Annotated in this window: 13 protein-coding genes; 2 read left to right on the top strand and 11 right to left on the bottom strand. The window is 70.5% G+C overall.

What is annotated here, in order from left to right; genetic code table 11:
• From H0487_RS18900 to H0487_RS18865, 8 genes are all read right to left on the bottom strand, one after another.
• Positions 1-639: hypothetical protein (locus H0487_RS18900; protein ID WP_183095784.1), on the bottom strand; the 639-nt coding region annotated here is incomplete at its 3' end.
• A 23-nt stretch (positions 640-662) separates the two neighbouring features.
• Positions 663-1,409: an ABC transporter ATP-binding protein gene (locus H0487_RS18895; RefSeq protein WP_183095783.1), complete on the bottom strand. Its 747-nt coding sequence runs from the start codon at positions 1,407-1,409 to the stop codon at positions 663-665.
• 4 nt (positions 1,410-1,413) lie between these two features.
• Positions 1,414-1,854, bottom strand: a complete 441-nt coding sequence (locus H0487_RS18890) for a hypothetical protein (RefSeq protein ID WP_183095782.1) — start codon at positions 1,852-1,854, stop codon at positions 1,414-1,416.
• Positions 1,855-2,004: 150 nt separating this feature from the next.
• Positions 2,005-2,226: an SCO4848 family membrane protein gene (locus H0487_RS18885; protein WP_183095781.1), complete on the bottom strand. Its 222-nt coding sequence runs from the start codon at positions 2,224-2,226 to the stop codon at positions 2,005-2,007.
• The gene (locus tag H0487_RS18880) at positions 2,223-3,284 is read right to left on the bottom strand and encodes a YihY/virulence factor BrkB family protein (RefSeq protein WP_183095780.1); all 1,062 of its coding nucleotides are present in this window, start codon (positions 3,282-3,284) and stop codon (positions 2,223-2,225) included. The genes H0487_RS18885 and H0487_RS18880 overlap by 4 nt, the downstream gene beginning before the upstream one ends.
• 3 nt (positions 3,285-3,287) lie before the next feature.
• A complete protein-coding gene (locus tag H0487_RS18875; protein ID WP_183095779.1) occupies positions 3,288-3,797 on the bottom strand; it encodes a 2'-5' RNA ligase family protein in 510 nt (169 codons plus the stop codon).
• A gap of 4 nt (positions 3,798-3,801) precedes the next feature.
• Positions 3,802-4,884 carry a tryptophan--tRNA ligase gene (gene trpS, locus H0487_RS18870; RefSeq protein WP_183095778.1) on the bottom strand — a complete coding sequence of 361 codons (1,083 nt, stop codon included), beginning with the start codon at positions 4,882-4,884 and terminating at the stop codon, positions 3,802-3,804.
• 13 nt (positions 4,885-4,897) lie between these two features.
• Positions 4,898-6,136 carry an MFS transporter gene (locus H0487_RS18865; RefSeq protein ID WP_312856020.1) on the bottom strand — a complete coding sequence of 413 codons (1,239 nt, stop codon included), beginning with the start codon at positions 6,134-6,136 and terminating at the stop codon, positions 4,898-4,900.
• 773 nt (positions 6,137-6,909) lie between these two features.
• Between H0487_RS18865 and H0487_RS22950 the strand changes: the two genes are divergently transcribed.
• Positions 6,910-7,095, top strand: a complete 186-nt coding sequence (locus H0487_RS22950) for an alpha/beta fold hydrolase (protein WP_220793578.1) — start codon at positions 6,910-6,912, stop codon at positions 7,093-7,095.
• 6 nt (positions 7,096-7,101) lie between these two features.
• Here the strand turns inward: H0487_RS22950 and H0487_RS18855 are convergent, their stop codons facing one another.
• The gene (locus H0487_RS18855) at positions 7,102-8,607 is read right to left on the bottom strand and encodes an FMN-binding glutamate synthase family protein (RefSeq protein WP_183095776.1); all 1,506 of its coding nucleotides are present in this window, start codon (positions 8,605-8,607) and stop codon (positions 7,102-7,104) included.
• A gap of 79 nt (positions 8,608-8,686) precedes the next feature.
• On the bottom strand, positions 8,687-10,873 hold the full coding sequence (locus tag H0487_RS18850; protein WP_183095775.1) for an NADP-dependent isocitrate dehydrogenase: 2,187 nt from the start codon (positions 10,871-10,873) through the stop codon (positions 8,687-8,689).
• Positions 10,874-10,997: 124 nt separating this feature from the next.
• On the opposite strand from H0487_RS18850, the gene H0487_RS18845 reads away from it, so the two are divergent.
• On the top strand, positions 10,998-11,996 hold the full coding sequence (locus H0487_RS18845) for an MIP/aquaporin family protein (protein WP_246383865.1): 999 nt from the start codon (positions 10,998-11,000) through the stop codon (positions 11,994-11,996).
• On the opposite strand, the gene H0487_RS18840 is transcribed toward H0487_RS18845, so the two are convergent.
• Positions 11,997-12,743, bottom strand: coding sequence for a hypothetical protein (locus H0487_RS18840; RefSeq protein ID WP_183095774.1), 747 nt, complete (start codon positions 12,741-12,743; stop codon positions 11,997-11,999).
• Between the last annotated feature and the right edge of the window lie 47 nt (positions 12,744-12,790).

Raw genomic sequence — 12,790 nt, 5'->3', positions numbered from 1 at the left:
CACGGCCAATGCGATGGCCCCCGTCAAGAATCGCCGTCCATGCCGACGCCACGGACCGAACACCACCGCCGAAGCGAGGCCGATCCCGACGATCAGGCCAAAACGGCCTAGATGGTCACCGACGCTGAACTGCAACCCAGTGAGGTTGCCGCTCGGCCCGAAGCGCAGGACAGCAGGCAACGGATCGGGGGCGAACGCCCCCACGAGGAACAGCGCCGGCCCGACCAGGAGGACGGTGATCGGTGTCGGCGCCAGGTGGGCCGCGAGGGCGCCGATCAGCGCGCCCAGGCCGAGCACCAACACGCCTGCGGCCAGGGCCCACCACTGCGCCGGGCCACCATGCGGCACCGTCAGGGTGCAGACGACCGCCATCAGCACCATGACGAGGTAGGACGCCATGCCCACGAACCAGGCTTCGACCGCCGACCGATAGGGCACCCACGAGCTTCGGGGCGACGCACCGCTGACCGGACGCACCCGAGCAGCACTCACCTGGATCCCTGCTGCGATCGACGCGAGCAATGGGCCCGTGAGGACCGTCGAACCGTTGATGATGTCGATCGTCCCGGTCCACGAACCGCGCCACTCATCGATCGTGGCCAGCGCGAAGACGCACACGGCCACCATCGGAGCGACCATCACTGCGAGTCGTCGTCGCCCCGTCATCGTGCGACCGCCCCGCGCAACCGGACGAAGGCTGATTCGTAGACAGTCAATCCCTCGATCGGTCCCTGACGTTCCCCGAGCCCGCGCAACCGATCGACCGAGCCGTCGAACGCGACGCGGTGGTCGTCGAGCATGACGACGCGGTCGACCAACGGGACGAGGTCCTCGATGAGGTGGCTGCTGACGAGCAGGAGGTCGACTCCCTCGAGGCGTTGGATCGTCGACCTGAGCCGGATCCGCTGCTCGGGGTCGAGGCCAGCGGTCGGCTCGTCGAGCATCAGGAGCACGGGCCGGGCGATGATCGCCTGCGCGAACAGGAGCCGCCGGTACATGCCGCCGGAGAGGCTGCCGACGCGTGCCTTCGGCGCAAGGTCGAGATCAGCCGCCGCAAGGACCCTGTCGATCTCCGTCGGTCGATCGCGTCGTGGCACGGCCTTGAGCCAACAGACGTAGGCGAGGAAGTCCCGCACACGGAGCGACTTCGGAAGGAACAACGACTGCGGCATGAAGCCGATCCGAGGTCGGGCGGCCTCGGCCGAGCCCCCGAGCCCGGGGAAATCCAGGCGGCCTCGTGCTGGTTCGAGGGTCGTCGCCAGCATCCTGAAGAGCGTCGACTTCCCGGCGCCGTTGACGCCGATCAATCCCGTCCGACCGGCCAGCAGGTCGAGGTCGACCCCGTCGAAGACGTCCGTTCCGTCGTAGGTGTGACCGACCTGGGACAGCCTGATCAACGGCGTGCCCACCGCGTCAGTAGTCAAAGGTCTCAACCATCTGCGGGCTGCAAGGATCGTTGCCCCAGCTGTGGATCTCGCAGATGTCCATCAGCCCGCGCGAGCGCGAGGAGCGACCGTCGAGGTAGCGCGCGCGGGCGTGCTTGCGCCAGCGCTTGCCGTCGTACCGGTCGGTCTGCTTGGAGACGTCGTGCCAGAAGCACGTGCGCCCGTCCCCGCAGTCGGTGTCGGTGCCCCACCAGTAGAAATCCGTCTCCACCCGCACGTCCTCGCCGCCAGGTCGAAGGTCCTTGTAGTAGGCCGTGCTCATCGAGCGACCGTCACCGTAGTTGTAGAAGTGACCGTAGGCCGCACCGGACGCAACACCGTCGTCGTACACCTTGAGCGGCCGGTCCTCGCTGCACCACCACCCCGCGCCCATCGCCGACTGGGCACACCCCAGGACGATGATCAGCACCAATGATCCGAGGCTTGTTCCCCGAGCGAACGTCATGTCTTCCCCCCTTGTCGTGACGGGTGGAGAACCACCCGATGAGTTCTGCTTCGAACCCTCGACTCTTCAGGGAGAAACTGCAAGGACACCCGTTGCGCTTGTGGATAACAACTTTCAACGGGTGCTGCGGAGGGCCTTCCAGCCGAGGGAGCCGAGGAGGGCGGCGATGAGGAAGTTGACGACGATCAGCACCGAGTGGGCGATCCAGTAGCCGGCGGCACGGTCCTCGCCGGCGTCGTAGGCCTCCCACAGGTTGGCGGCGAAGTTGCCGAACGTCACGACGTTCCACGACGCGACGGCGAGCAGCAGGATCGCGTGCTTGCGCTCGAACTTCATCGATCGTCCTTCTTCCTCAGGACCCGCACCAGCACCAGCGTCGCGCCCATGCCGGCGGCGAACGGGGTCGCCCAACGGGCGACCGTCCCGTCGTGCTCGCGGTCCTCCGCGAGGCGGTCGCGCCACGCGAGAGGCGGGGACGACGGGCCCTGGACCGGCTCGACGACCTCGGGGCGTCGCGCCCGAGCCAGCGGGTGGACGTGGGCCCAGGCGGCGGCGTACATGACGACCCGGGAGAAGTAGTTGATCCAGACGACCAGGATCAGTGCGATGCCGAACGCCTGGAAGGCCTCCGACTGCGCCGTCGACTGGAGCAGCACCTGGGAGACCTGCTTGAGGACCTCGAACGCGACCGCGCCGACGACGGCGCCCGACCACAACGCCCGGCGTGGCAGGTCGGGGTCGGCGAGCACCCGGAACAGCGCCGCGAAGAGCAGCGCGTTGGCGGCCAGCCCGACGACGACCGCGACGATGCCGAGCACCCACCCGAGGTCGGCGCCCAGTCCGACCAGGTCGAGGATGTCCTCCGAGAGCCCGCGGACCACGCCCGAGATGCCGACGCTCAGCATCAGGATCAGGCCGAGGAACGCGAGCGCGAGCAGGTCGCGCACCTTGCCGAGCACGAAGCTCGGCTGCTCGGCCGGGTCGAGCTCGAACATCACGATGAGCGCGTCCCGCAGGCTGGAGAGCCACCCGAGCCCGGAGTAGAGCACGACGACGAGACCGATCGACAGAATGCCCGGCGCCGACCGGCGGATGTCGTCGAGCGAGATCTGCCCGTCGCCGCCGCCGACCAGCCCGGGCAGCAACGAGTCGATCGCGCTGACCAGGTCGTCCTCGGCGTCGGGGTAGCCGCGCGCCACGAACCCGACGACCGCGAAGGCGAGGGCCAGGATCGGGAAGAAGGAGATGAAGCCGAAGTAGGTGACGGCCCCGGCCTGGATGCTGCCCTTGACCTGTCCGTAGTGCTCGACAGTGCGCACCGCCTGGTCGAGCAGCGGACGGCGCTCACGCGCCCTTGCGAGCCGGGCCTTGACCCGGTCGACCAGCTTCGGCATCACTCACCCCGAGAGTTCGTAGACGCGCGCCGTCTGCCAGGCGTCGCCGTCGTGGACGTACAGGTGGAAGCCTGCCACGTCGAAGTCGCACTCGAAGCCCCGCAGGTCGTGGAACGCCTGGTCCAGGTCCTCGTCGGGGAGGTGGTGGGCCACCGTCACGTGCGGGTGGAACGGGAAGCCGAGGTCCACGCCCAGCGGCCCGCGTCGTACGACGTCGGCGAGGATCTCGGTCTGGGCGATCCCCTCGACCAGCCCGATGAACACGACCGGCGACACCGGGCGGAAGGTGCCGGTGCCGCGCAGGTGGACGCGGAACGGCTCGATCCCGTGGACCGCTCCCGCGAGGTGCTCCTCGATCTCCGGGAGCAGCGCGTCGTCGACGTCGATCGGCGGGATCAGCGTGATGTGGCTCGGCACGCCGTCGGCCGTCGGGTCGCCGATGGCCGTCCGATAGTCCTGCAGCGCCGTGGCCCACGGCTCCGGGATCGCGATGGCGACGCCGATGGTCGGCACGCGGTCAGGCCCCCGGCGCCTGGAACGGCGCTACGAACCCGACCCGCTGATAGACGTCGCGCAGCGTCGCCCGGGCCACCTCGCCGGCTGTCTCAGCGCCCTGCCGCAGCACCGTCTGGAGGTAGGCCTGGTCGTCGAGCAGCTCGAGGGTGCGCTCGCGGAACGGGGTCACGAAGGTGACGACGAGGTCGGCCAGGTCACCCTTGAGCGCGCCGTAGCCCTTGCCGACGTACTGCTCCTCCAGCGCCGAGATCGGTTCCCCGCTCAGCGCCGAGTAGATGGTGAGCAGGTTGCTGACGCCCGGCTTGTCCTCCTGGTCGAAACGGATCTCCGAGCCGGAGTCGGTCACCGCGGAGCGGATCTTCTTCGCGCTGACCTTGGGGTCGTCGAGCATCTCGATGATCCCGTTGGGCGAGGACGCCGACTTCGACATCTTCGCCGTCGGCTCCTGGAGGTCCGCGATCTTGGCGGTGGCCTTGAGGATGTAGGGCTCGGGCAGCCGGAACGTCTTCTTGTAGCGGCTGTTGAACCGCTGGGCGAGGTCACGGGTCAGCTCGAGGTGCTGGCGCTGGTCCTCACCGACCGGGACGAAGTGCGGGCGGTAGAGCAGGATGTCGGCCGCCTGGAGGATCGGGTAGGTGAACAGGCCGACCGACGCCGCACCCTCCCCCTGCTTGGCCGACTTGTCCTTGAACTGCGTCATCCGGCGCGCCTCACCGAAGCCGGTCAGGCAGTTGAGCACCCAGCCGAGCTGGGCGTGCTCGGGGATCTGGCTCTGCACGAAGATCGCCGACCGCGCGGGGTCGACGCCCATCGCGATCAGCTGCGCCGCGGCCCGCAGGGTGCGCTCGCGCAGCACCTTCGGATCCTGCTCGACGGTGATCGCGTGCAGGTCGGCGATGAAGAAGAACGGCTGGTGGTCGTGCTGGAGGTCGACCCACTGCCGCAGCGCACCGAGGTAGTTGCCGAAGTGGAAGGAGTCCGCGGTCGGCTGGATGCCGGAGAGCACGCGCGGGCGCGCGCCGCTCTCGGGTGCGGCCGGCTGCTGGACCTCCGTCAGCGGCTCTTGCTCGGTCGTCGCGGACATGGGGACGATTGTTTCAGGACTCAGGTCGGTCCGCGTATCCGGTATCCACCGCCGGACGCGCGCGTCGGTGCGCGAGCGCCGACCAGAGCAGGATCGCGACGCCCAGGGCGCTGAGGCCGGCGCCCAGGACGGCGGGCGCGCGGTAGCCCCAGCCGGCGGCGATGACCAGGCCACCCAGCCAGGCGCCCAGCGCGTTGGCGATGTTGAGGGCGGCGTGGTTCATCGCGGCGCCGAGGGTGACGGCACCGCCGGCGACGTCCATGAGCCGCAGCTGGAGGTTGACGACGAGCACCGAGCCCGTGGCGGTGACGAGGAACGCCACGGGCAGCAGCGTCCAGCCGCCCGGGGCCGCCACGAAGTACGCGAGCAGGACCAGCACACCGAAGCCGGACGACAGCAGCAGGCTGCGGAAGACCGACCAGGCGGCGAGCTCGCCGGCGACCCAGGTCCCGACGACCATGCCGAGGCCCAGCGCCAGCACGAAGACCGGCACCGTGCCGCGCTCCAGACCACCGACGACGGTGACGGTCTTGGCGATGTAGGAGTAGACGGCGAACATGCCGCCGAACCCGATCGCGCCCGCGGCCATGGTGAGCCAGACCTGCCGGCTGCCGAAGAACTCCCGCGCCTCCTTGCGGCCGCTGGTCTCCGCGTCGCCGGGCACGGACGGTACGGCGGCCAGCACCAGCGCCGCGGTCAGCAGCGCGAGCACGGCGGCGAGCAGGTACGTCGCTCGCCAGCCGACCTGCTGGCCCAGGAAGGTCGCCAGCGGCACGCCGACCACGTTGGCGACGGAGAGTCCGAGCATCACGCTCGCCACCGCTCGGCCGCGGCGTGCGGGCGCGACCAGGCTCGCGGCGACCAGGCTGGCAACACCGAAGTAGGCCCCGTGCGGCAGCCCGTCGAGGAACCGCGCGGTGGTGAGCACGTGGAAGCCCGGCGCGACAGCGCTGAGGAGATTGAAGGCGCCGTAGGCCACCATCAGTCCGACGAGCATCGCCCGCCGGGGCAGTGCAGCACCGAAGAAGGCGAGGATCGGCACGCCGACCACCACGCCGAGCGCGTAGGCCGAGATGATGTGTCCAGCGGTCGGCACGGACACGTCGACGCCGTCCGCGATCTCCGGCAGCACGCCCATCGTCATGAACTCGGTGGTGCCGATCGTGAACCCACCCACCGCGAGGGCGAGGATCGCGAGCGCCGGCCGCGCCGTCGCGACGGCGGGCTGCTCGAGGGTCGCGGCGGAGGTCACGTGATCACCTAACCGCAGCGGCCCGCTCGTCATTCCCCCGATGCCCTCCCGTGGTCGGATGCGCGCGGACGCGCCGGCTGCCTACGGTCGAGCCATGCCCGAGATCCAGCTCCGCACCGGCACCGTCCGCTATCGCGCCTTCGGCCCGGCCGACTCGACCGAGCCCCCGGTCGTGTTCGTCCACCCCGTCCTCACCGACGGCGCCCTCTGGACGCCGGTGGCCGAGAGGCTCGCTGCGCGCGGCATCCGCTCCTACGCGCCCGACTGGCCGCTCGGCTCGCACCGGATCGCCCTCGGCGACGGGGCCGACCAGTCCCCCCGCGGCATCGCGCGGCTGATCGTCGACCTCCTCGAGGGCCTGGAGCTCACCGACGTGACCCTGGTCGGCAACGACACCGGCGGCGCGCTCTGCCAGTACGTCATCGATCCAGCGTCCCCCACCGACGCCTCCCGCGTCGCCCGGGTCGTGCTCGCGAACTGCGACGCTTTCGACCAGTTCCCGCCGTTCCCGTTCACGCTCCTCTTCCCGCTGCTGCGGAACGAGACCCGCGCCAAGGTGCTGGCCGGCCAGATGCGGCTCCGGCCGCTGCGGCAGTCGTGGCNGGCAGTCGTGGCTCGGGTTCGGGCTGCTCGCCAAGAACCTGCCCGCCGACCTGACCCGCACCTGGATCGAGCCGGCCCGCACCGACGCCGGCATCCGACGCGACACGATCCGGCTGCTGCGGGCGATCCGGCCCGCCGAGCTGCTGGAGGTGACCCAGCGGATGGCCGAGGTGAAGCTGCCCGTCACCGTCATCTGGGGCCAGGCCGACCGGGCGTTCCGACCCTCCCTCGGCCGGCGCCTGCACGGGGCGTTCGCCGACGCCGACCTGATCGAGGTGCCCGGCGCCCGGACCCTGCTGGCGCTGGACGCACCCGACGAGCTGACCGACGCGATCGTGGCGATCGCTCAGCGCTGATCGCCGTCAGCGCTCACCGTCGGCGAGCAGCGGCTGGGCGCCGGGGACGCCCCAGTGGTCCTTGTAGCCGTACATGCCGGTGAGGGTGCGGCTCTCGTAGTCGCCGTTGAGGATCTCGACGTCGTGCGGCGTCACCATGGACGGGTGGGCGACGCCGACGGCGCCGCTGACGCGGATCAGCTCCTTGCGGAGCTGGATGAGGTACGCCGCGCACCGATCTGCCTTGGAGACCGGGTCGAGGCCGCGGACCAGCCAGGAGTTCTGGGTCGCGACACCGGTCGGGCACTCGTCGGTGTGGCACTTCTGCGACTGGATGCAGCCGATCGAGAGCATCGCCTCGCGCGCGACGTTGAGCATGTCGGCGCCCAGGGCGAACGCGACGATCGCGTTCTCGGGAAGGCCGACCTTGGCCGAGCCGATGAAGGTCAGGTCGTCGGTGATGCCGCGCTCCGCGAAGGCGCCGTACACCCGCGAGAAGCCCATCCGGAACGGCAGCGAGACCGCGTCGGTGAAGATGAGCGGCGCGGCGCCGGTGCCACCTTCACCGCCGTCGACGGTCACGAAGTCGACGCCGCGGTCGCGACGCTCCATCAGCTCGGCGAGCCGGAGCCAGAAGTTCGACTCCCCGATGGCCGACTTGATGCCGACGGGCACGCCGGTCTCGGTCGCGAGGAGCTCGACGAAGTCGAGCATCGAGTCGACGTCGTGGAAGGCGGTGTGCCGGCTGGGGCTGACGCAGTCCTTGCCGAGCGGGATGCCGCGGATCGCGGCGATCTCCTCGGTGATCTTGGCGGCCGGCAGCATGCCGCCGAGGCCGGGCTTGGCGCCCTGGCTCAGCTTGATCTCGATCGCGCGCACCGGGTGGGCCGCCACGGTGTCCTTGAGCCGCTCGAGGTCGAACGTGCCGTCCTCGTTGCGGCAGCCGAAGTACGCCGTCCCGAGCTGGAGGACGAGGTCGGCCCCGTTGAGGTGGTACGGCGAGATGCCGCCCTCCCCCGTGTTGTGCAGCGCACCCGCCTTGGCGGCGCCCTTGTTGAGCGCGGTGATCGCCGCGCCGGAGAGCGACCCGAAGCTCATCGCGGAGATGTTGACGACCGACGCGGGCCGGAACGCCTTCGCCCGACCGCGCGGTCCACCGAGCACCTTGACCGACGGCAGCGTCGCCAGCGGGTCGACCGGCGGCGGCTGCGACTCCGCGAACGTGCGGTGCTTGATGTAGGTGGCGCCCTGGAGGTGCTCGACGTCGATGTCGGTCCCGAAGCCGAAGTAGTTGTTCTGCCCCTTGGCGGAGGCATAGATCCAGCGACGTTCGTCGCGGCTGAACGGCCGCTCCTCCTCGTTGCTGGTCACGATGTACTGCCGCAGCTCCGGCCCGATCTTCTCGAGCAGGTAGCGCAGGTTGCCGACGACCGGGAAGTTGCGCCTGATCGCGTGCTGCTTCTGGGTCAGGTCGCGGGCCGCGACGACGGAGACAGCGGCGACGGCCGCGCCGGCCAGAGTACGAACCTTCATCGGGCACCCCCATGTGACCGCGCTCTGTGAGCGCGGTCACACGGTAGCGTTATCTGTGACGTGAGGACACAGGTTCTCGTCAGAGAGCGGCGAGCGCCTCGTTGAGCGTCGTGCTCGGCCGCATGACCGCGGAGGTCTTCTCCGGGTCGGGCGCGTAGTAGCCGCCGATGTCGGCCGGGCTGCCCTGGACCGCGATCAGCTCCTCGGCGATGACCGACTCGTTCTCCCGCAGGGTCTTGGCCAGCGGCGCGAACGCGGCCGCCAGGTCGGCGTCCGCGGTCTGTGCCGCGAGCTCCTCGGCCCAGTACAGCGCCAGGTAGAAGTGCGAGCCGCGGTTGTCGGTCGTCCCGAGCTTGCGGCCCGGCGAGCGGTCCTCGTTGAGGAACGTGCCGGTCGCCCGGTCGAGCGTGTCGGCGAGGACCTGGGCGCCGGGGACGCCGGCCTGCTCGGCGTACTTCTCGAACGCCGGGACCAGCGCGAAGAACTCACCGAGGCTGTCCCAGCGAAGGTAGTTCTCCTCGACGAGCTGCTGCACGTGCTTGGGGGCCGAACCGCCGGCACCGGTCTCGAAGAGGCCGCCACCCGCGATGAGCGGGACGACCGAGAGCATCTTGGCCGAGGTGCCGAGCTCGAGGATCGGGAACAGGTCGGTGTTGTAGTCACGCAGCACGTTGCCGGTCACCGAGATCGTGTCCTCGCCCTTGCGCATCCGCTCCACCGAGAACGCCGCGGCCTCGGCCGGCGGCATGATCCGGATGTCGAGGCCGTCGGTGTCGTGGTCGGGCAGGTAGGCGTTGACCTTCGCGATGATCTCGCGGTCGTGCGCACGCGCCTCGTTGAGCCAGAACACCGCCGGCGAACCCGTCGCGCGGGCGCGGCTGACGGCGAGCTTGACCCAGTCCTGGACGGGGATGTCCTTGGTCTGGCAGGCGCGCCAGATGTCACCCGCGCCGACCTCGTGCTCGAGCAGGGTCTCGCCGGCGCTGTTGACGACCTTGACGGTGCCCGCGGCAGGAATCTCGAAGGTCTTGTCGTGCGAGCCGTACTCCTCGGCCGCCTGAGCCATCAGACCGACGTTGGGGACGGTGCCGATCGTGGCCGGGTCGAGCGCGCCGTGGGCCTTCACGTCGTCGATGACGGCCTGGAAGACGCCCGCGTAGGACGAGTCCGGGATGACCGCCAGGGTGTCGTCCTCGCCGCCGTCGACGCCCCAGAGCTTGCCGCCGTTGCGGATCATCGCCGGCATCGAGGCGTCGATGATGACGTCGGAGGGGACGTGCAGGTTGGTGATGCCCTTGTCGGAGTTGACGTAGGACAGGCGCGGACCGTTCGCGAGGCCCGCCTCGAAGGCGGCCTTGATCTCCGCGCCGTTGGGGAGCGCGTCGAGACCGGCGAGGATCCCGCCGAGGCCGTCGTTCGGCGAGAGCTCGGCGGCGGCCAGGTCGGCGCCGTACTTCTCGAAGACGTCGGCGAAGAAGACCCGCACGACGTGGCCGAAGATGATCGGGTCGGAGACCTTCATCATCGTGGCCTTGAGGTGCACCGAGTAGAGGACGTCGTCGGCCTTGGCCTGCTCGATCGTCTGCGCGAGGAAGGCGTTGAGGGCGGCGACGTCCATCCGGGTCGCGTCCACGATCTCGCCGGCGAGGACCGCGAGGCCGTCCTTGAGCACGGTCGTGCCGTCGGCGGTCTCGAGGACGATCGAGAGCGTGTCGTCCGCCGGGACCGTCACCGACTTCTCGTTGCTCGCGAAGTCGTGGTCGGACATCGTCGCGACGGTGGTCTTCGACCCGTCGGCGAACGGCTTGTTCCGGTGGGGGTGCGTCTTGGCGTAGTTCTTCACCGACGCCGGCGCCCGGCGGTCGGAGTTGCCCTCGCGCAGGACCGGGTTGACCGCGGAGCCCTTGATCTTGTCGTACTTGGCGCGCGCCTCCCGCTCGGCGTCGTTGTCGGGCGACTCCGGGTAGTTCGGGATGTCGAAGCCCTTGTCCTGGAGCTCCTTGATCGCGGCCTTGAGCTGCGACACCGAGGCGGAGACGTTGGGGAGCTTGACGATGTTGGCCTCGGGCGTCTTGGCCAGCTCGCCGAGCTCGGTCAGCGCGTCGTCGGCCAGGCCGAACTGCGCCAGGATCCGCGCCGCGACCGAGATGTCGCGCGTCTCGAGGGTGACGCCGGCCTTGGCGGCGTACGCCTCGACGATCGGGAGGAAGGAGTACGTCGCCAGCAGCGGCGCCTCGTCGGTGTGGGTGTAGATGATGCTCGACATGTTTCGGCGGCACTCCTGAGACGAATGGGTTTCTTGACGTCAAGATATCGGACGCGGGCAAGGCCCTCGCGCGCGGCCCGCGTCAGCCTTGCATCCCGGCTGTGGAGCGGCAAGGCTCAGGTCCATGACCGATCAGACGACAGCGCAGATGGCACCCGCCGAAGCAGTCCCGCCGACCCTCGTCCAGAAGCTGGCCGCCGAGGCGATCGGCACCGCCGTGCTCGTCCTCATCGGCTGCGGCTCCGTGGTCCTCGGCCGCGGCAACATCGTCTCGGTCGGCCTGAGCTTCGGCCTCGCGATCGTGATGATGGCCTACGCGTTCGGCCGGATCTCCGGCGGACACTTCAACCCGGCCGTCTCGGTCGGCGCCGCCCTGGCCGGCCGGCTGTCCTGGAAGGACGTCGGCCTCTACTCCGCAGCACAGACCGGCGGCGCGCTCGTCGGCGGCTTCCTGCTCGCGATCATCGCCCTCGCGGGTGACGTGTGGAGCTTCGGCGACCCGCTGGGGAGCAACGGCTTCGGCGACAACGGCGGCGTCGAGATCGGCGGGGCGCTGCTCGTCGAGATCGTGCTCACCTTCATCTTCCTGCTCGTCATCCTGGCCGTGACCGACGAGCGCAACGACACCGCCGCGTTCGCCCCGCTCGTCATCGGGCTGACACTGGCCGCGATCCACTTCGTCGGCATCGCCGCGACCGGTACGTCGGTCAACCCGGCCCGCTCGATCGGCGTCGCGTTCGAGTCCGGCGGCGACGCGATCATCGACCTCTGGCTCTTCATCGTCGCCCCGCTCATCGGCGCCGCCGGCGCGGGCGTCCTCTACCCGGTCCTCTTCGGCCGTGCGAGCGAGCCGGTCCCCGGGTCCGGCATCCCGACCGGTGGCGCCACCGCGACCGTGCCCGGACTGGGCGCCCCCGACGCCTTCCAGCAGCAGTGGAACCAGGGCGCGCAGGCGCCGGCGGCCGAGCAGCCGATCATCCAGGACGGGTGGCAGTGGGACCCCGCCTCGCAGCAGTGGATCCCCGCGCAGCCGCAGCAGCCCGCCGTCCCGCAGGAGCCCCAGCAGGGCTGGGCGCCCCCGCCGGCCAGCGAGCACACCGTCGTCCGGCCGCCCGACGCCTGATCAGGCGGGCGGGGTGTAGCTGACGAGCTCGACGAGGGTGTCGCCCCCGCTGGTCGTCAGCGCGCGCACCAGGCCGAGCTCGAGCGCGTACGAGCGCCGGACGAGCACCCCCGGCTCGGCGGCCGACTGGTCCTCGGTCTCGACGAGGTCGAGGAGGTCCCCGTACGGGACCGAGGCGGAGCCGTCGGTGTCGACGACCAGCGACCGCTCCGCAGCCTCACCGAGTCGGTAGGAACGGCCGTAGCCGTCACCGACCCGCGGCTCGGCGGCCATCGCGAGCCCGGCCTCGGCACCCTGCCGGCCGGCCTCCCACGACTCCTCGGCGCGCGGGCGGCCGTCGTCGTACGTCGTCGTCTCCGCGCCCAGCGCCCACACGTTGCCGTCGTCGTCCTGGGCGTACGCCGCGCGGGTCTGCGCGAGCACCTCGCCCGAGGCGGGGTCGCGGAGGACCTCCTCGACGACCGTCGCGGTGACGCCCTGGATCGTGCGGGTCTCGGGCAGCACCGTGACGGTCAACGTGGTCCGCTCCGCCCCCTCGGTGACCTGGTAGGTCCACTGCGCGCCGACCGCGTAGGGAAGCCACGGGTTGTCGATCCCGGCCACGAAGTCGCCCGCCTCGAGGGAGGGGCTCGGGATGACCAGGTCGTCGATCCCGGTCGGCGGGCTCGGCTCCGACGCACTCCCGCAACCGCCGAGGGCGAGGACCCCCAGGACGGCCGCTGCCGCGACCCGGGTACGCCTCGTCATGGCGGTCAGTCTCGCACCTCCGCCCGCGTGTGCCGGCGGCCGGGCAC

Origin of the sequence: Nocardioides stalactiti, from assembly GCF_014180715.1 — a bacterium.
GTDB lineage: Bacteria > Actinomycetota > Actinomycetes > Propionibacteriales > Nocardioidaceae > Nocardioides > Nocardioides stalactiti.
The sequence above is the reverse complement of the archived record's forward strand: the minus strand, read 5'-3'. Positions and strand labels throughout refer to the sequence as shown.

What these genes read in the sequence shown, in the direction of transcription:
- H0487_RS18885 (WP_183095781.1), bottom strand. Translation starts at nt 2,226, where the DNA reads ATGAAGTTCGAGCGCAAGCACGCGATCCTGCTGCTCGCCGTCGCGTCG.
- H0487_RS18880 (WP_183095780.1), bottom strand. Translation starts at nt 3,284, where the DNA reads ATGCCGAAGCTGGTCGACCGGGTCAAGGCCCGGCTCGCAAGGGCGCGT.
- trpS (WP_183095778.1), bottom strand. Translation starts at nt 4,884, where the DNA reads ATGTCCGCGACGACCGAGCAAGAGCCGCTGACGGAGGTCCAGCAGCCG.
- H0487_RS18855 (WP_183095776.1), bottom strand. Translation starts at nt 8,607, where the DNA reads ATGAAGGTTCGTACTCTGGCCGGCGCGGCCGTCGCCGCTGTCTCCGTC.
- H0487_RS18850 (WP_183095775.1), bottom strand. Translation starts at nt 10,873, where the DNA reads ATGTCGAGCATCATCTACACCCACACCGACGAGGCGCCGCTGCTGGCG.
- H0487_RS18845 (WP_246383865.1), top strand. Translation starts at nt 10,998, where the DNA reads ATGACCGATCAGACGACAGCGCAGATGGCACCCGCCGAAGCAGTCCCG.
- H0487_RS18840 (WP_183095774.1), bottom strand. Translation starts at nt 12,743, where the DNA reads ATGACGAGGCGTACCCGGGTCGCGGCAGCGGCCGTCCTGGGGGTCCTC.